This window comes from Pseudomonas sp. PA-6-3C (genome assembly GCF_021605825.1).
GTDB classification, from domain to species: domain Bacteria; phylum Pseudomonadota; class Gammaproteobacteria; order Pseudomonadales; family Pseudomonadaceae; genus Aquipseudomonas; species Aquipseudomonas edaphica.
Map to the genome: position 1 here is coordinate 18,004 of NZ_WKDV01000020.1, position 18,527 is coordinate 36,530.

16 protein-coding genes are annotated in these 18,527 nt (G+C 57.6%); 10 read left to right on the forward strand and 6 right to left on the reverse strand.

Annotated features, from left to right (window positions below):
- Positions 1-107 precede the first annotated feature (107 nt).
- The 9 genes from bufA1 to GIW48_RS15150 all read left to right on the forward strand — a co-directional run bounded on the left by bufA1 (position 108) and on the right by GIW48_RS15150 (position 10,598).
- Positions 108-740 (forward strand): BufA1 family periplasmic bufferin-type metallophore, encoded by a 633-nt coding sequence (bufA1, locus tag GIW48_RS15110; RefSeq protein ID WP_017136223.1) that lies wholly within the window; start codon positions 108-110, stop codon positions 738-740.
- A gap of 265 nt (positions 741-1,005) precedes the next feature.
- Entirely contained in the window at positions 1,006-2,403 is a 1,398-nt protein-coding gene (locus GIW48_RS15115; protein WP_017136224.1) for a KamA family radical SAM protein, read from the forward strand.
- Positions 2,404-2,438: 35 nt separating this feature from the next.
- Positions 2,439-3,998 (forward strand): thioredoxin family protein, encoded by a 1,560-nt coding sequence (locus GIW48_RS15120; RefSeq protein ID WP_017136225.1) that lies wholly within the window; start codon positions 2,439-2,441, stop codon positions 3,996-3,998.
- Positions 3,995-4,966 (forward strand): JmjC domain-containing protein, encoded by a 972-nt coding sequence (locus tag GIW48_RS15125; RefSeq protein WP_157786482.1) that lies wholly within the window; start codon positions 3,995-3,997, stop codon positions 4,964-4,966. Before GIW48_RS15120 ends, GIW48_RS15125 begins: the two co-directional genes overlap by 4 nt.
- Positions 4,967-4,994: 28 nt before the next feature.
- Complete coding sequence (locus tag GIW48_RS15130; RefSeq protein ID WP_080593748.1) at positions 4,995-5,954, forward strand: EamA family transporter; 960 nt, start codon at positions 4,995-4,997, stop codon at positions 5,952-5,954.
- Positions 5,951-7,228, forward strand: a complete 1,278-nt coding sequence (locus GIW48_RS15135; RefSeq protein WP_017136228.1) for an ATP-grasp domain-containing protein — start codon at positions 5,951-5,953, stop codon at positions 7,226-7,228. The genes GIW48_RS15130 and GIW48_RS15135 overlap by 4 nt, the downstream gene beginning before the upstream one ends.
- A gap of 49 nt (positions 7,229-7,277) precedes the next feature.
- Positions 7,278-7,904, forward strand: a complete 627-nt coding sequence (gene yfcF / locus GIW48_RS15140) for a glutathione transferase (RefSeq protein ID WP_017136229.1) — start codon at positions 7,278-7,280, stop codon at positions 7,902-7,904.
- A 50-nt stretch (positions 7,905-7,954) separates the two neighbouring features.
- Positions 7,955-9,325, forward strand: coding sequence for a cysteine--tRNA ligase (gene cysS / locus GIW48_RS15145; protein WP_017136230.1), 1,371 nt, complete (start codon positions 7,955-7,957; stop codon positions 9,323-9,325).
- Positions 9,326-9,356: 31 nt separating this feature from the next.
- Entirely contained in the window at positions 9,357-10,598 is a 1,242-nt protein-coding gene (locus tag GIW48_RS15150; protein ID WP_017136231.1) for a cysteine desulfurase-like protein, read from the forward strand.
- A gap of 30 nt (positions 10,599-10,628) precedes the next feature.
- Here the strand turns inward: GIW48_RS15150 and GIW48_RS15155 are convergent, their stop codons facing one another.
- Positions 10,629-11,828, reverse strand: a complete 1,200-nt coding sequence (locus tag GIW48_RS15155) for an MFS transporter (protein WP_170039945.1) — start codon at positions 11,826-11,828, stop codon at positions 10,629-10,631.
- Positions 11,829-12,006: 178 nt separating this feature from the next.
- On the opposite strand from GIW48_RS15155, the gene GIW48_RS15160 reads away from it, so the two are divergent.
- A complete protein-coding gene (locus tag GIW48_RS15160) occupies positions 12,007-12,621 on the forward strand; it encodes a DUF5666 domain-containing protein (RefSeq protein WP_017136233.1) in 615 nt (204 codons plus the stop codon).
- Between the two features lie 146 nt (positions 12,622-12,767).
- Here GIW48_RS15160 and GIW48_RS15165 read toward each other — a convergent pair whose 3' ends face one another.
- The 5 genes from GIW48_RS15165 to GIW48_RS15185 all read right to left on the reverse strand — a co-directional run bounded on the left by GIW48_RS15165 (position 12,768) and on the right by GIW48_RS15185 (position 18,421).
- Positions 12,768-13,772 carry a sulfate ABC transporter substrate-binding protein gene (locus GIW48_RS15165; RefSeq protein WP_170039947.1) on the reverse strand — a complete coding sequence of 335 codons (1,005 nt, stop codon included), beginning with the start codon at positions 13,770-13,772 and terminating at the stop codon, positions 12,768-12,770.
- Between the two features lie 96 nt (positions 13,773-13,868).
- A complete protein-coding gene (locus GIW48_RS15170; protein WP_017136235.1) occupies positions 13,869-14,693 on the reverse strand; it encodes an ion transporter in 825 nt (274 codons plus the stop codon).
- 31 nt (positions 14,694-14,724) lie between these two features.
- On the reverse strand, positions 14,725-15,597 hold the full coding sequence (locus GIW48_RS15175; RefSeq protein WP_169985739.1) for an urea transporter: 873 nt from the start codon (positions 15,595-15,597) through the stop codon (positions 14,725-14,727).
- 138 nt (positions 15,598-15,735) lie between these two features.
- On the reverse strand, positions 15,736-17,151 hold the full coding sequence (pyk, locus tag GIW48_RS15180; protein ID WP_170039950.1) for a pyruvate kinase: 1,416 nt from the start codon (positions 17,149-17,151) through the stop codon (positions 15,736-15,738).
- Entirely contained in the window at positions 17,141-18,421 is a 1,281-nt protein-coding gene (locus GIW48_RS15185) for a glycerate kinase type-2 family protein (RefSeq protein WP_236460858.1), read from the reverse strand. The genes pyk and GIW48_RS15185 overlap by 11 nt, the downstream gene beginning before the upstream one ends.
- Positions 18,422-18,527: the final 106 nt, after the last annotated feature.

Below are 18,527 nucleotides of genomic sequence, written 5' to 3' on the forward strand. Positions count from 1 at the left end.
ACATCTTTGATGAATAACCCCTGACTGGCTCCAATGTTAGTTGGCTCACGTACGTGAGCGTAAAAAAAATAATTGAATGTACCCATCCTTAACCGGGAACTTGCGTGATGAATCTAAAAGATATTCTGGTAGCCACCGCCTTGGCTTCTATCAGCGGTGCTGCGTTGGCCGATGCAGCCACCGAGAAAACAGTAGAAACCGAGGTCTGCTACGGTGTGGCCAAGGCAGGGCACAATGATTGCTCCGACAGCAGTTGCCTGCATGACTGCTCGGAATCGAGCAAGGTCGACAATGACCCGAACGAGTGGATGGCTGTGCCCAAAGGCACGTGTACGCAAATGGGCGGGGTGCTCAGAGCCCAGCCTTATGCATGCCAGGCCGATGAGCAGACGGAAACTTCGGTGAAGAGTGCGCAAATGGGCGAGCGCCTGTTCAATCAAGGCGATCATACCCGTGGTATTCCTGCGTGTTCTTCATGCCATGGCGTGGCCGGTGATTCGCAAAATGCCGACTATCCGAAGTTGTCAGGACAGTTCGGCAAATACCTTGACTCCCAACTGCGTGCCTTCCGCGACGCTTCTCGCCCGTCCCCTGTCATGGTAGCGGCTGCCAAATCCCTGAATGACGAAGACATTGCCAACGTGGTGCAGTACCTGGTCCAGCCCTCGACAACAGCGGTGCCGGCGACGGTGCAAGGTCAGGCTGATACGACCGGCCCGGTAACGGCGGTCACACGCTGATAACAGCGACTGCGCCGGGATGAAATCCCGCCTTTTTAAATACACTCACCTTACGCTGCTCATGCGTTGAATATCGACTAAGTATCACAGTCGATTGCGTGGTTAGTTGCGCGGGCGAGGCGTTATTAAGTTGCAGGTTTTAATGCGGCTCGACGGCCGTCGAGTGTAAAAAAGCAAAATAAAAAAAGACAAAGGCTTGTTGATTTAAAGATGGTTTTCAGTATTGTCTGTCTATGGACGCCACCGCTTGAAAGGGACTGCAAACATGTCGGGTGAAAATGTGGAATATGACTCAGTGGCTGACCGTTTGAATTCGGTGATAGTGAGTTCATTCACGGGGCAATGCGTTGAGCAGAAGGGCACCTCCAAGTATGAATTCAGGCAAGACGAATTTTGGCGCAAGCTGGAGCGTTGGCATTCGGTGGATGCGGATACATTTCTCAATCATCTCTGGCAAGAAAAGAATGCGGTGACCAGTGTTGCGGTACTGGGCGATCTCATCAAAGATATAACGCCTGCCGGTTTTGTGAGCGATATTGAGAAGGGCCATCAACTGGCCCCGATGTCGATAAGACTGACACCCTATATTTTGTCATTGATTGATTGGTCTAATCCTTATTTTGACCCGTTGCGTCGACAGTTCTTGCCACTGGCGTCGGAAATCGAAGTTGATCACCCCATGGTCCAGCTTGATCCGATGGGCGAACAGAATGACTCCCCCGCCATGGGCCTTACTCACCGTTACCCGGACCGTGTGTTGTTTCTGGCAACCAATGTATGCCCGGTCTACTGTCGTTACTGCACCCGTAGTTATGCGGTGGGGCTGGATACCGATGTGGTGACTAAGCAGAAAATCAATGCACCTGGAGAGCGTTGGGAGCCGGCGTTTCGCTACATAGCAGCCAACTCCAGCGTGGAGGATGTGGTGGTTTCCGGTGGCGATGCTTATCGCCTCAAAGCGCGGCAGATCACTGATATTGGCGAGCGTTTGCTGGAGATTCCCCACGTGCGGCGCATGCGTTTTGCCACCAAGGGGTTGGCTGTACTGCCGATGAAAATCCAGAGTGATCACGAATGGACCGATGCCATCGCTCGCTTGTCCGATCGTGCACGCAAAATGGGTAAGTCGATCGCCATTCATACGCACTTCAATCACCCTAATGAAATTACCGACATGACGGTGAAGGCACTGCGGATTTTGTATGAGCGGGGTGTGGAGGTCAGAAATCAGGCGGTTATCTTGAAAGGCGTTAATAATAACGCGACGGACATGCATCGGCTGAATGAGTGCCTGGCGTATTGTAATGTGCGTCCATATTACTGTTTTCAAGGTGACATGATTCGGGGCGTAGAAACACTAAGAACCAGCCTTGCCGACTCTATCGCCCTGGAGAAGTCGACGCGCGGCTTAATCGCCGGGCATAACACGCCGCACTTTATTGTGGACTTGCCGGGTGGTGGCGGTAAACGTGATATTCATAGTTTTGATTATTATGACAAGCACGTAGGTGTGGCTGTTTACCGAGCGCCAGCGGTTAAGAAAGACAAGTTCTTTTTGTATTGTGATCCGTTGCATACGTTGGCTTCGGATGTTCAGGCGTTGTGGCTGAGTCCCGCGTCGAGGACGCAGTTGCTGAATGACGTTGTACACGCTGCATACTAACGAAATGTTCAATCACCGTGAATGGAAGCATCGAAATGAACCAAGTTAATAAGATTGATTGGATTCGTCACCAGGACTACCTTCAGGCCATCGCGCAGTCCAAGTCGACGGGTAAGCCGATACTGATTTATTTCAATAGCCGCTCATGTGGCGGTTGTAACCGGCTGGTGGACAGTGTTTTGAATGATCCGCAATTGATTGGAGCGGTCAGCGGCTCGGTGATTCCAGTCTGGGTCGAAGTGGAAAACGACAAGCCGGATCCACGTATTTCAGAATTGGTAGGCAGCCACATTTTTATTATGTCGCCGGTCCTCCAGCTTATTTCCAGTGAGGGGGATATTTACCACAAGTTCCTGGGCGCTCCCCTGCACACAAGGCTGGACTTGGGTTATTGCCGTGTGCATCACGATGTGGCCGGTGATATCGATGCCAAAGAAGTCCTCGCGCAATTGTCGGTAGGCCTGGCTAAACAGGCGATGGCCTCCCACAACTATAGCGTGGCTGAGTCTCTCCTGAGAAAAGGACTGGATACTCGCGATGCCGAAAGTATCGCAGTGCGTGAAGCTGAGTACTGGCTGCCGATCGCCCAGGCGCGTGGGCAATATCCTGAAGACAGCCTGCCCGAAACGGGGATTGCGCAGACCCCTATCGCTCGAGAAGTGCGACGTTTTTGCAATACGCTGATTCAAGTGCCGGATCATGAATTGATGGTCGACTGGCCCGGCGTACAGGGTGAAGGCGGTTGGGCGCATTACACCGACTGTCTGCGTGAACTGTGCCTGGGTATTTATCAAATGCTGATGGATGTTGCCACGGACGCAGCGCAACAGCGAAACGCGCAAGGTCGAGGCTTGAGTCGTGCGCAGATGATCGTTCGTGACTGGCAAGTGGCATTCCGGGATCTGCAGGCCAGCCTCATCGGGCTCAAGGGCGCTGAATACGATCAGCAGCATCTCCATCAGAATTACACCCTCGGCAAGCAGCGCACGATCCGCAACAATATTGTGCACTGCGTCATGGCTGAGTTCTGGGCGCATGCCCCCGCCATACGTTCGACCCTGGAGGCGAGCCGCTCGAATATCGAGAGAACGGATAAGGTCAGCCCGGCGATGCTCAACTGGGAAAAATATGGCCCAGCGCCGTCTAACTTCGGCAACCTCCATTCTCTGCTGGCGCTTTGGGAGCAGCGTCATCAGCAATTGGTTGAGGAGTTCTCGGGTATCAGCGATGCCGAGCTCGACGCCACCCGCAGCTGGTGGGAGGACTCACCGGTCTCGATAAAATTCCGTATGTGCCGCTTGGGTTGGCATTTCCATGATCATGCAGCGGTTGTCGAAACCATCTGCCAGCGCATCGGCCACGAACGTTCGGAGACGGAGTTGCTGGCCAAGCTTCTGTTTAATGCGCTTGGACGTGCCGAAGGGGAAATGGTTGGCTTGTCTCACGAAGAACAGCACGCGCTTTTCGCCAATGCCGCGCAGCAATTGAAAGAGCGCAGTGACGAGCTTGCCCGGGTTTACGAGGGGTATCTCAATAAGTCCAATGCTGGCGCCCATGCTCCATTGAAAGCCCAGTCGCAAGCAGCTGCGGTGTGAATGACCCGGCGGCGCGCCTTGCGCGCCGCTTCAAGGATGGAACCGTGATGAATATAGTGCAGCAGATGTTTGGTGATCAAACCGAGACGTTCCTGGGAACATGCTGGCCGAAACACGCCTACGTCGCGGACGGTGAGATGAGCCGGTTCAGCGCGTTGGCAGCCTTGGATGAGTTCCAGGATATCCGCAAGCTCTTCAGTGCACTGCCGGGATCTGTCGATCTGCTTTTCCCCGGAGGCAAACGTATCACCGTGGCAAAGTCAGCCGACGCTCTTGCGCCTTACAACGACGGTGCCGCGATGGTTTATATAAAGGACCTGGAAGCGATTCCGACCATTTCCAAGGCCTGTGATGAGCTGGCCAGTGTGTTGGATATTCCACGGCACTATGTCAGCTGTGAAGCGTTTGCCGCCAACTATGGCGTAGAGGTCGCCACGCACTTTGATCACGAAACGAATTTCATGATCCAGATAAAGGGCGAGAAGACCTGGGCCTTTGCCGAAAATACCGCATTGCCCGATCCGATTTATCCGTTTTTCCCAAACAACCCGAACCGCTTTTACACCGACGGTATTCAGCCCTATACAGGGGCGGCCTTACCGCGCGTGATGCCTGAAAATAAACAGGTGCGGTTAGTCAAGCCGGGCACCACAACCTTTATGCCGCGTGGCTATTGGCACAGTACGGTGGCCCATGAGGAGTCGTTTTCAATAGGCTTCGTGATTAATCCTCCGACGCTGGCCGATCTCATTACCTACGCCGTGTTGGAAAAGTTGCATGGCATTGAAGCGCTCAGGGCGCACCCGCTTGATACGTTATCGGTACAGGCGCGCACGTCGATTCTGGAGAGTATTCAGCAGGGTCTTGATGAAGCCGGGAGGTTATCCAGCCAGTTGACGCCCGAGCAATTGCTTCAACGCTATAAGCAATCACGTAAAGGCAATGTGCGTACGTTGAGCGCTCTTTAAGTACGATTTAACCAGCGGACCTCTCGCCATGCGTGCAGCTCAAAGTTTATTTATCGGGATAACCGCCCTGATGCTCGTCAATGCAGTGGACGGGCTTAAGGAAGTTTACTTCGGTATGTTGGTACAAGCGCTCGACACGGTTGTCGTGACATTCGTGTTGTTTGCCATCGCTTGGCCGGTGTTTTTTATCAGTTACCTGTTGAACCCCGGTTCAACCCGCGGGATGCAAAGCCTGACCACCCACAAAGCGTCCGTGAGACGTTGCGTGGTGATGTTGAATTTCAGTTCGGCTGCGCTGTGGATCTCTTTTCTGTGTGCCTTGAAATGGGTCGAACCGGCAATTGTCAGTGCGCTGGTGGGCGGTGTCGGGATGGTGTCGGTATTGATACTGAACAAGCTGATGCGCCCGTCGGCAGTCATGATCGGTGCCGATTATTTGGCCGCTGGTCTTATCGTTTTCGCCAGTCTCTATTTGTGCTGGGCCTCATTTGCTGACCGCACCGCGGTCCAGGATGAACCAGAACGGTATCAGGTATTACTGGGTTATCTGATGATGCTGGTGTGCGGTGTTGCCATGGCATTGACCACGATTCTTTCAAAAATGGTCGCCGACCATGGTGTATCCAGTCGTTATCTCTACGCACATCGGTTTTATCTGTTGCTGGCGATTTCGGGCACCTACGCAGCGTTGAATACCGGCGCGCTGTCTGCGGTGGTCGAGCATCTAGTGACGTTAACCCTGCTGGCATTGGGAGGCGTGATATTACCGCTGCTTTTACTCCAGGAAGGCATAAAGCGCTGCGAACCTGTGACCATTGAAGCCATCCTGGCGATGGCACCGCTATTTACGATCATTTTTCAAGCTGCTGATTCGAGGCTGACGTTTTCAATGTTCAGTTTCATCGGCGTCATCCTCATTTGCATGGCGGCCACCTATAACGGTTATGCCCATTTAAGTCGGCTGCCGACTGAAGGAGTTAACGTATGAAATATGCGGTGATTGTTGATGCTTATTCCACCGGTGCGCGCCTTGCTGACGAACTTAAGCTCCGTGGCTTTGCTTGTATTCACGTGCAGACATCCGCTGAAATTCTCGATTACGACGTCGATAGCTTTCAGCCCGATGATTTTCAGCACCTGTTTGTCGCGACCCAGGATCTCAAGGCGTTGACCGACGCTCTGGCTGTTTTTGAGCCGGCCTTTATCATTCCGGGGTGTGAGTCTGGCGTTGAATTGGCGGACCAGCTCAGCGAGTTGATGGGCACGCCGGGAAATGGCACGGCATTGTCCCCTTGCCGCCGCGATAAATGGCATATGGCGCAGCGCCTGCATCACCTGGGGATTCCGGCCGCACGCGTCGCGCTGATCCATCACGCACACGATATACCCCAGGCCATCGATTTGATTGGCGACTGGCCGGTGGTCATCAAACCCGTGAACAGCGCGGGTGCCGACGGCATCTACTTTTGCTTTGATCAAGAGCAAGTCCGTCACGCCATCGACAAAGAGTTGGGCCGGCTCAACGAAATGGGGTTTATCAATGATCGCATGTTGGCAATGGAGCATCTGGCTGGGCAGCAGTACCTGATTCAAGCGGTTTCACGAGACGGCGAGCACTTGGTGTTTGAAATCTGGCGAGACAATCGCAAGCGTGTACTGGGCGCTGGCGTGGTCAATGACCGCGAAGTGCTGATTGATCTGCAATCACAAGAGGCCGCGCCGATCATCGCTTATGTGCAACGTTGCCTGGATGCCTTTGGAGTGCACATTGGGCCTTCGTTTCTTGAAGTGATGGTGACAGCGGACGGCCCCAAGTTGATCGAGTGGGCGGCCAGGATGATGGGCACCCAGGAACTCAGCGCAATGACGCGTGTAAGTGGGGTGAATGCGGTCAATCTGTGCGTGGCCTGTTACGCCGACCCAACGGCGTTTGATGCCATGCTCGATAAAGTCAATCGTTCGAATGCGACCTGTGAAGTCATCGGCATGATCAATAGCGTGTCAGGCACCGTTGTGCATCGGCATTGGCTCGATGAGCTGAGCGCCAGGCCGAGTTTTTTCAAGATGATCAGAGCTCCGCAGATAGGCGACAGTGTTGCGCCCACCATCGGCATTTCGACCAATTACGGGTTTATCTACCTTATTCACGAAGACCCGGCGGTCACCTATGCAGACTACCTGTGGATCCGTGAGAAAGAGGCTCAAGCCACCGGCTTTTTTGACGTGAAACTCAGTAGCGCAGTTGTCGCGCACCTGTGCTGAGCGCTTTGTCGCACCTGGCCCGAACCTTCCAATTGGCGGAGCATCGCTCATGAAACTTTATGTCGATCATCAATGTACTTCACCGTTCGCGATGTCGGCCTTCGTGGCCCTTCGTGAGTGTCAGGTGGCGTTTGACATGCACTATCTGAACTTGTCCCGTGGCGATCACCACCAGCAACCCTTCAGTGAGGTTTCGCTGACGCAGCGTGTACCGACGTGGGTGGAGGACGGATTTTCGCTGACCGAATCGTCCGCGATTGCCGAGTACGTGAATGAGTGTTCGGTGAACAAACCGTTGTATCCCATTGATGCGCGGGCGCGAGCCCAGGCCCGGCAGATTCAGGCTTGGTTGAGGAGCGATTTTTTCAACTTGCGCGGCGAGCGGCCCACCGAAACCATCTTTATTGAACCTGCCCATGAGCCGCTCGGGCCACTGGCTGCGAGCGACGCGCGACGGCTGGTTGAGGGCTTGTCGCACAGCTTGCGCGACGGCCGGATGTTTTTACTGGGCGAGTGGTGTATTGCCGATGTTGACGCTGCAGGCATGTTGAATCGGCTTATTTATAGTGATGATCCAGTTCCTGATGTACTCAAAGATTACGCACTTCGGGCATGGGATCGTGCGTCTGTTCGTGAGTGGCTGGAGATTGACCGTAGCAGGGCGCGGGCAGGCTGAATCAAGGTGTGAGCCCGCACCGGCAGAAATAAGAAACCTAGGGATGGCACATGGAATTATTCAACACACTGGGTAAGACGCTAATGCCCTTCGTCCCGGTTGCAGGGAAAAACGTGGGGTTTTATGCGTGTGGGCCGACGGTTTATCACTACGCCCACATCGGCAATATGCGTACCTACATATTTGAGGATGTGCTCGCCAAAACGTTACGCGAGCAGGGTTTCAGTGTGCGGCACGTGATGAACATCACGGATGTCGGCCACCTGCAATCGGACGCTGATTTTGGTGATGACAAATTGATGCTGGGGGCGGCGCGTGAACAGAAAACCCCTTGGGAGGTTGCTCGGTTTTACGAGGAGGCATTCTTCAGGCACAGCGCGTCGTTGAATGTAAAACGGCCGGATATCGTATGCCGAGCGACGGAGCATATCCCTGAAATAATCGCCATGGTCGAGCAACTGTTGGAAAAAGGCGTGGCTTATATCAGTGCCGGAAATGTCTACTTCAGCCTGGAAAAATTTCCCACCTATCACGAACTGGGCCAGCTGAAACTTCAAGACCAGCAAGCTACCGACCGGGTTGCTCATGACCCGCTGAAGCGCTCACAGTCGGATTTCGCGTTATGGTTTTCGACGTCGAAATTTCCCGATCAGATCATGAAGTGGGAATCGCCCTGGGGGCTTGGGTTTCCGGGCTGGCATATTGAATGTTCGGCTATGGCAAGCCGCTATCTCGGCGATCGAATCGACATCCATTGCGGGGGTATTGACCATATCAATGTGCACCACTCCAACGAGGTGGCCCAGTCGGAATGCTGTTTTGGCCACCGCTGGGTCAATTATTGGTTTCACTGTGAGTTTCTCAATGTCGATGCAGAGAAAATGTCCAAGTCCAAGGGCGAGTTCCTCACAGTCGACACACTGATCGATAAAGGCTACGACCCGCTCGCGTTCAGATTGCTGGTACTGGGATCCCATTACCGCAGCGCGTTGACGTTCTCGTGGGATGCCCTGGACGCAGCGTCGACCGCCTTACGCAAGGCTCGGCTGCGTATCGCGCAGATCCAGGGCGACAATGTCCAGCCGCAGGCTTCGTTCTCGCCAGAGTATGTTGCAGCTAAAACGCGTTTTTTCGGCGCGCTGGATAAGGATCTGCATACGCCAGGGGCGGTTGCCGAGCTGTGGTGGGTGCTCAAGGCTGATGTGTTGGATGACGCCGAACGCCTCGATTTACTGCGTAGTTTTGACGGCATACTCAGCGTGGGCTTGTTTGACGAGGTACAGGTTGAATTAACCCAGGAGCAGGCAAGTTTGATTGAGGCGCGACGTGTCGCACGCCTGATGAAGAACTGGTCAGAGTCTGATCGGATCAGGGACTTGCTGTTGGCGCAGGGTATCGGTGTCAGCGATCTGAAAGCTTGAGGCATCTGTGCATTGAACAAGGAGCGGCATTGTGGATGTAGCGCTAATCAGGCAGCAGTTTCCGGTCTTTTCCGTGCCCTCTCTGGAGGGTGCGGTATTTTTTGACGGCGCTGCAGGCACGCAGATGTGCAGCAGGGCACTGGAGGCGAGTGTCAGGGCGTCCATTGAAAACAACGCGAATCTGGGGGGGCATTTCTCGACCTCCATCATTGCCGAGCAGGATCTCGACCGCGCGCGATCGGCTGCAGCGGCACTGCTTAATGCATCGTGTGCGCAGGAAATTGTCTTCGGCCAGAACATGACCGCCCTGACGTTTCATATGTCGCGTTGCATCGGGCGAAGCCTGCGCAAGGGCGACGAGATCGTCCTGACCCGTTCAGACCACGAAGCCAATATCTCCCCTTGGCTTGAATTGGCAAAAGACCTGGAATTAACCGTGCGCTGGCTACCTTTCGATTTCGAAACCTATGGTTTTGATCTATCCCAGGCAGCCTCGTTGATCACTGAGCGCACCCGGGTCGTAGCCTTGAGCTATGCGAACAATGTCACGGGCACGATTAACGATGTAGCAGCAGTTGCAGCGTTGGCCAGAAACATGGGCGCGATCGTCTACGTGGATGCGGTTCAGTACGCCCCGCATGGCGTGATCGACGTCCAGGCCTTGGGGTGTGACTTGCTGGCCTGTTCTTCGCACAAGCTCTATGGACCTCATCAGGGGGTTCTGTGGGGCCGTCTTGCTCTGCTTGAGCAGCTCATTGCCTACAAACCTCGACCTACGCTCGATAAGCCTCCCTACAAGTTCGAAACCGGAACTAAAAGCAGGGAGGCCATCGCGGGTGTGGGAGGAGCGATCGAGCATTTAGCGTGGATAGGGCGCACCCTGGGTGGCAGCCCTGTGAATGGGAGCCAACGCAATCAGATCGTGAGTGGCATGCACGCGGTGATTGCCCATGAACAACGCTTGGTGCAAGAGGTGTTGGCGGGGCTCGAAGCACTGGACGAAGTGAAGATTTATGGCCTATGCAAGCCCCATGATCTGCAATGTCGAGTTCCAACCCTGTCTTTTACACTCAAGTCGACGCCCAGTGCGGTGGTCTCCCAGCATATGGCCCGGCAGGGCATTCGCCTCTGGCATGGCAATAACTTCAGCCCTGAAACCCTCCATGCACTCGGCCTTGACCAGAATGATGGTGTGGTCCGAATCAGCTTTGCTCAGTACACGTCTTCGGAGGATGTTCAGCGCTTCCTCTTGGCCATGCAGCATTTTCGCTGAGAGGCGTTGAGCCGCTGATGGCCGCCAGGATTATGAGGCAATCGCGGGTGAGCCCTGGCGCGAAGCACCCAGGAACCGCAACAACGCCACCAGCGGGAACGCACTGCCCACCAGCATCACGCCCAGCCAGCCGCCGTGTTCATACACGCTGCTGGCAATCGCCGAGCCGAAGGCGCCGCCGATGAAGATGCTGGTCATGTACAGCGCGTTCAGGCGGCTGCGGCTGTTGGCGTCGAGGGCGTAGATGGTGCGTTGGCCGAGGACCATGTTCATCTGCACGCAGAAGTCCAGGACCACGCCGGTCACCGCCAGGCCGATCACGCTGTACAACGGGTGCACAAAGGCTGGCAGAAAACTCAACGCGGCAAACAGCATGGCCAGCAGTGAAGCGCGGTGCGTGTGCCCGGCATCGGCCAGGCGCCCGGCGATAGGCGCGGCGATGGCGCCCAGGGCGCCGACCAGGGCAAACAGGGCGATTTCGCTTTGGCTCAGGCCGTGGTTACGCGCCAGCTCCAACGGTGCAGCGGTCCAGAACAGGCTGAAAGTGGCGAACATGCAGCCTTGGTAGAAGGCGCGCTGACGCAGTAGCGGTTGCTTGCGCAGCAAGGTGCCCAGCGAGCCCAGCAGTTGGCCGTAACTGGCGCTGTGGTCGGGTTGGCGCTTGGGGATAGTCAGCATCAGCACGGCACTGATAAACACCATCACCGCGGCCGCCGCCATGAACATCGCACGCCAGCCAAAGTGGTCAGCCACCAGGCTGGACACCGGCCGCGCCAGCAGGATGCCCAGCAACAGGCCGCCCATGATGCTGCCGACTACACGGCCTCGGGACTCGGCGGGCGCCAGGTGCGCGGCCAGCGGGATAAGAATCTGCACCGAGACGGAACTGAAGCCGATCAGCAACGACACAAGCAGGAACACATTCGGCTGCTCGGCAAACGCCGCACCCAGTAGGCTGGCGATGGCCACCAGGTTGGTGATGATCATCAGCTTGCGGTTTTCCAGCAGGTCGCCCAGCGGCACCAGAAAGAACAGGCCCAAGGCATAGCCGATTTGCGTGAGTGAGACAATCAGGCTCGCCAGTGCCGGGGTCAGGCCGATGTCCGGCGCGATCAACTCGATGATCGGCTGGGCGTAGTAGATGTTGGCAACAATGGCGCCGCAACAGAACGCAAACAGCATCACCATGCCTCGGGTCATGGTGCTTGAAGCGTGTGAGGTAGCGGTCATGGTGTTCTCATTCAAGCGAAGGAAGGTAGCGGGCGAGAGTAAAGACAACGTCTGCGCCGGTGTAGAGCGTGCGCATTGATATCACTCATGCCGCAAATTAATGACTGAATCGTTAACTTTTGGGGCGAGCGCCAATGATACATTCAGGCATAACTGTCGAAACAGGAAATCCACTGCGATGAAAATCACGCTGAACAAGATGCTCCTGGCCTCCACCCTGGCTGCGGCCATGGCCATCGGGCTGGCCAACGCCGCCGAAGCCCCACGGGTCGGCGTACGCGGCGCCATTACTGCGATGGACGGTGACGCGATGCACGTCAAGGTCAACAGTGGCGAAGAGGTGGTGGTGCATCTGACGCCGGCCACCCAGGTACGCGCCGTTACCCTGGCCAAGATCGATGAGATCAAGCCCGGCAGCTACATTGGCTCGGCCGCCATGCCGAACGCCGATGGCACCCTGACTGCGCTGGAAGTCCACGTATTCCCACCGGCCATGGCCGGCACGGGTGACGGGCACCGCGCGTTTGATTTGAAAGAAGGCAGCAGCATGACCAACGGCACGGTTGGCGACCTGGTGGTCAGCAACGGGCGCACCCTGACCGTGAAGTACAAAGGCGGCGAGCAGAAGATTGTGGTGCCGGATGATGTGCCGATCGTGAACCTGGAGCCGGGCGATCGCAGCTTGCTCAAGGCGGGCGTGAAGGTGGTGTTGTTTGCGGCGCAGGGCGCGGATGGGACCATTACGGCCCAGGCGATCTCGGCCGGCAAGGATGGCGTGACACCGCCGATGTAACGGACCCAACACAAAACAAATGTGGGAGCTGGCTTGTGTGGGAGCTGGCTTGCCTGCGATAGCATCCCCTAGGTGTAACTGACACACCGAGGTGATTGCATCGCAGGCAAGCCAGCTCCCACATTTGTTTTACCGCGTACCTTCAGTTATTGACCCGAATAGATCTGGTCAAAAACCCCGCCATCATTGAAGTGGGTCTTCTGCACGGTACGCCAGTCACCAAAGGTCTTCTCCACCGACAGGAAGTCGACTTTCGGGAAGCGGTCGGTGTACTTGGCCAGCACTTTCGGGTCACGTGGGCGCAGGTAGTTGTTGGCGGCGATTTCCTGACCTTCCGGCGACCACAGGTACTTCAGGTAATCCTCGGCAGCCACACGGGTGCCTTTCTTGTCGACCACTTTGTCGACCACCGACACCGGCGGCTCGGCTTCGGCGGAGACGCTTGGGTAGATCACTTCGAACTGATCACGGCCGAATTCACGGGCGATCATTTCCGCTTCGTTCTCAAAGGTCACCAGCACATCGCCGATCTGGTTGGTCATGAAGGTGGTGGTAGCGGCACGGCCGCCAGTGTCCAGCACCGGTGCATGTTTGAACAATTCACCGACGAACTTCTTCGCCTTGTCTTCATCACCACCATTTTTCAGCACATAACCCCAGGCCGACAGGTAGGTGTAGCGGCCATTACCCGAGGTCTTCGGGTTGGGCACGATTACTTGCACGCCATCTTTGAGCAGATCGGGCCAGTCTTTCAGGGCTTTGGGGTTGCCCTTGCGCACGATAAACACGGTGGCGGAGGTGAACGGCGCGCTGTTGTTCGGCAGGCGCGTGACCCAGTTGTCCGGCACCAGTTTGCCGTTGTCCGCCAGGGCATTGATGTCGGTGGCCATGTTCATGGTGATTACATCCGCCGGCAGGCCGTCGATCACCGAGCGCGCTTGTTTGCTGGAACCGCCGAAGGACATCTGCAACGTCAGCTTGTCGTCCGGATGCTCGGCTTCCCAGTGCTTCTGGAAGGCGGCGTTGTAGTCCTTGTAGAAGTCGCGCATCACGTCGTAGGAGACGTTAAGCAGTGTGACCGGTGCGGCTTGCACGGCACCGGCCAGGGCCAGGCCCGCGGCCAGAAGAGAGGCGCTGAGGATTTTTTTCACTGCTCATTCCTTGTTGTTCGAGAGAAGACTGGGGGCAATTTGCCAGCAACTATAGCCGGGCCTGCATAGGCGTTTAAAGATTAAAACGTACTGTGCTTATTCCACTTTATGAAACAGGTTGCTGCCGCAGCGCGAGCAAAACGCTGCGTTGGGTTCGTGGCTGTTTTTCTTGCACACCGGGCAATCGTGTTCCAGTTGTTCCCCGCGCATGGCGCTGGCCAGTTCAGCGGTAAAAATCCCGGTGGGCACGGCGATGATCGAGTAACCGGTGATCATCACCAGCGATGAGATCACCTGGCCCAGCGGCGTCTTCGGCACGATATCGCCAAAGCCTACGGTGGTGAGGGTCACGATCGCCCAGTAAATGCCCTTGGGAATGCTGGTAAACCCGTGCTCCGGGCCTTCAATCACGTACATCAGGGTGCCGAATACCGTCACCAGGGTGCACACGCTGACCAGGAACACCACGATCTTCTGTTTGCTGCCGCGCAGCGCCGCCATCAAGTAGTTGGCTTGCTTGAGGTACGGGCTGAGCTTGAGCACGCGGAAAATCCGCAGCATCCGAATGATGCGGATAATCAGCAGGTATTGGGCGTCGCTGTAATACAGCGCGAGGATGCCGGGCACGATGGCCAGCAAGTCCACCAAGCCATAAAAGCTGAAGGCGTAGCGCAAGGGTTTGGGCGAGCAGTACAGCCGCAAGCCGTACTCGATGGCGAAGATCAGCGTGAAGCCCCATTCGATATAGGCCAGCACATCGGCGTAGTTCTGGTGGATTTCGTCGATGCTGTCGAGCATCACGATCACAATGCTGGCAAGAATGATCAGTAGCAGGATGCCGTCAAAGCGCCGCCCGGCTGCGGTGTCGCTCTGGAATACCATGACATAGAGGCGCTGGCGCCAGTCGCTGTTGCTGTTCATAAAACCCGCCTGAATCGAATATCGAGCAAGCCTAGGGGGATTCGAACGGGCTGTCCACGCGGGCTTTGAACATCCGCTGCGTGGCGCGCACCAGCCAGCAGGCGAGGATAAACGGCGCAGTCAACGCGGGCAGGTGCAGGGTGGCAAAACCGGGTGTGAGGATAATCGCCAGCAGGATGCCCAGCAGTGGCAGCCACGGCTGGCGTCGTGACTGGCTCAAGGCCAGTGCCGCCAGCGCCGGGTTGTAGCTGTGCAGGCCGAGGAGGGCGCTGGCGGGTTCGTCGAGCAGTAGAGCGACCAGCACGCCAGCAGTAGCGCCGATCAAGGCCCACAGGGCGGCGCGACGGTTGGCCAACAACAAGCCGACGGCAATCAATACTCCCGCCAGTGGTTGGTCCAGCAGCATGACTTGCGCAAGGCCAATAAAGGGCGCGCTGACAATCGCAAAGAAGTTGGGCTCGACCAAGGCAAACGTAGGCTGAGGCGCGCTGCCGATCAACAGCCAACCCAGGCCGACAAAGGGCGCGGTGTACGCGGACAAGTCATCCGGGTGATGGGTATGTTTCAACCATAGCCGCGTGAGCATCGCACTCAGGCCGCCGCACGCCAGGATCAACGGCGGCAACAACGCAGACCAGGCGAAGTGCTGGCTGATCAACACACCCAGCAGCACGCCGTTGTAGCTATACAGGCCGGCCTGGCGCTCTGCCTTGGGATAACCCCGGCGCTGGGCCGTGAGCAAACCGGCGAGGCCGCCCAGCAACGCCCCGCCGAGCAAGGCCGGGGCGCCGATCAGGATGGCCAACAGGCACAGCAGGCCGCACAACGGCTGGCGCTGCAGGAATATCTGGCTGAAGCCGTTGAGCAGGGCTTCGGCCCAGTCGGGGCAGGTTGGGTTGTGCATGGTGGTTAGTCAGTGAGACCGAGTTGCCCTTATCGCAGGCAAGCCAGCTCCCACAGTTGGCTGTTTTCACACATAAAGAGGTGTGAACCCAATCAACTGTGGGAGCCGGGCTTGCCCGCGATGAGGCCCTTACAGACGCTAAATCAACGTCTCGATACGCAACGAATTGGTCGACCCCGGCTGCCCGAACGGCACTCCCGCCGTAATCACCAAGGTGTCCCCGCGCTGCGCCATGCCCTGCGCCTGGGCAATTTCCAGCGCCGTCGAGCACACTTCATCGACCTGGCGCAGCCGGTCATTGACCACCGAATGCACGCCCCAGGCCACACTCAGCCGCCGCGCCGTGGACAGGTTCGGCGTGAGGTTGAGGATCGGCGCCACCGGCCGTTCCCGCGCCGCGCGCAAGCTGGAACTGCCGGACTCGCTGTAGTTCACCAGCACCGCCACCGGCAGGATGCTGCTGATGCGCCGGATCGCGCAGCTGATGGCGTCCGACACCGTGGCATCCGCCTTGGGCCGGCTCACATCCAGTTGCGTCTGGTAATCCGGGCCGTTTTCCACTTGGCGGATGATCTTGCTCATCATCTGTACGGCTTCGAGCGGGTATTCGCCCGAGGCGGTTTCAGCCGAGAGCATCACCGCGTCCGCGCCTTCGGCCACGGCGTTGGCCACGTCGGTCACTTCGGCGCGGGTCGGTGCCGGTGAGAAGCGCATGGATTCGAGCATCTGCGTGGCCACCACCACCGGTTTACCCAATTGGCGGCAAGTGCTGATGATATCTTTCTGGATCTGCGGCACGCTCTCGGCGGGCACCTCCACGCCCAGGTCGCCTCTGGCCACCATGATCGCGTCGCTCAGTTCGGCAATTTCCCGCAAGCGCAGCACGGCTGAGGGTTTTTCGATCTTGGCCATCAGGAAGGCCTTGTCGCCGATCAGTTCGCGGGCTTCGCGGATATCTTCCGGACGTTGCACAAACGACAGCGCCACCCAATCCACGCCCAGCTCCAGGCCGAAGCTCAGGTCGCGGCGGTCCTTGGCGGTCAGCGGGCTGAGTTCCAGCAGCGCTTGCGGCACATTCACGCCTTTACGGTCGGACAGCTCGCCGCCATTGAGCACGGTGGTGTCGATGGCGTCGGCATGTTTGGTGATCACGCGCAGGCGCAATTTGCCGTCGTCCAGCAGCAGGTCCATGCCCGGCTCCAGCGCCGCGATAATCTCGGGATGGGGCAGGTTGACCCGGCGCTGATCGCCCGGAGTCGGGTCGAGGTCCAGGCGCAGCGCCTGGCCGCGCACCAGTTGCACTTTGCCCTCGGCAAAGCGCCCGACCCGCAGTTTCGGCCCTTGCAGGTCCATGAGGATGCCCAGCGGGTAGTTGAGCTGGCGCTCCACCTGGCGAATCCACTGGTAGCGCTGGGCGTGGTCGGCATGCTCGCCGTGGCTGAAGTTCAGCCGGAAGATATTCACCCCGGCTTCCACCAGCTCGCGGATGTCATCGATGCCGTCAGTGGCCGGGCCGAGGGTGGCGAGGATTTTGACTTTCTTGTCAGGCGTCATGTTTGGCAGTCTCAAGAATCAGGATGGCGCGCAAGTCATTGACATTGGTGCGGGTCGGCTCGGTGACGATCAAACCGTCGAGTGCGGCGAAGTAGCCATAGCCATTGTTGTTGTCCAGCTCGTCGCTGGCGCTAAGGCCCAGGGCTTCGGCGCGGCGGTAGCTGCACGGGGTCATGATTGCGCCGGCGTTGTCTTCGGAGCCGTCGATGCCGTCGGTGTCACCGGCCAGTGCGTACACGCCGGGCAGGCCTTTGAGGCTGTCGGTCAGGCTCAGCAGGAATTCAGCATTACGCCCGCCACGGCCATTGCCGCGCACGGTGACGGTGGTTTCACCGCCCGAGAGAATCACGCACGGCGCGGCCAAGGGTTGGCCGTGCTGCACGATTTGCCGGGCGATACCGGCGTGTACCTTGGCCACGTCGCGTGCTTCACCTTCGAGGTCACCGAGGATCAACGGGCTGAACCCGGCCTGGCGAACTTTCACCGCTACCGCTTCCAGCGATTGCTGCGGGCGGGCGATCAATTGGAAGTGGCTGCGCGCGAGTACCGGGTCGCCGGGTTTGACGGTTTCCGAGGCTGGGTTCTGCAACCAGTTGCGCACCGAAGCCGGCGCCTCAATGCCGTAGCGCTTGAGAATCGCCAGGGCCTGCTGCGAGGTGCTCGGGTCGCCGACGGTGGGGCCGGAGGCGATCACCGTGGCCTGGTCGCCCGGCACATCCGAGATGGCGTAGGTGTACACCGTCGCCGGCCATGCGGCCTTGGCCAACCGGCCGCCCTTGATGGCCGAGAGGTGCTTGCGCACGCAATTCATCTCGCCAATGGTCGCGCCGGATTTGAGCAGGGCTTTATTGATGGTTTGTTTGTCGGCCAGGGTGATGCCTTCGGCGGGCAGGGCCAGCAAGGCCGAACCACCGCCGGAGAGCAGGAAGATCACGCGGTCGTCTTCGGTGAGGTTGCTGATCAGTTCCAGCACACGCTTGGCGACGGCCAGGCCGGCCGCATCGGGCACCGGGTGTGCGGCCTCGACCACTTCGATTTTCTTGCACGGTGCGCCGTGGCCGTAACGGGTGACCACCAGGCCCGAGACTTCGCCCTGCCAGCAGTTCTCGACCACCAGCGCCATGGCGGCCGCGGCTTTGCCGGCGCCGATCACGATTACACGGCCGCTGCGGTCGGCGGGCAGATAAGGTTCAAGGACTTGTCGGGGGTGGGCGGCGTCGATGGCTGTGGCAAACAGCTCGCGAAGCAGGTGTTGCGGATCGACCGACATAAGCGGGCTCCCGGGGGATTCTTGTTATTAGAATTAAGACTTGAAACGGGATCAAAATGTGGGAGCTGGCTTGCCTGCGATAGCGGTGTACCAGGCAATGAATGTC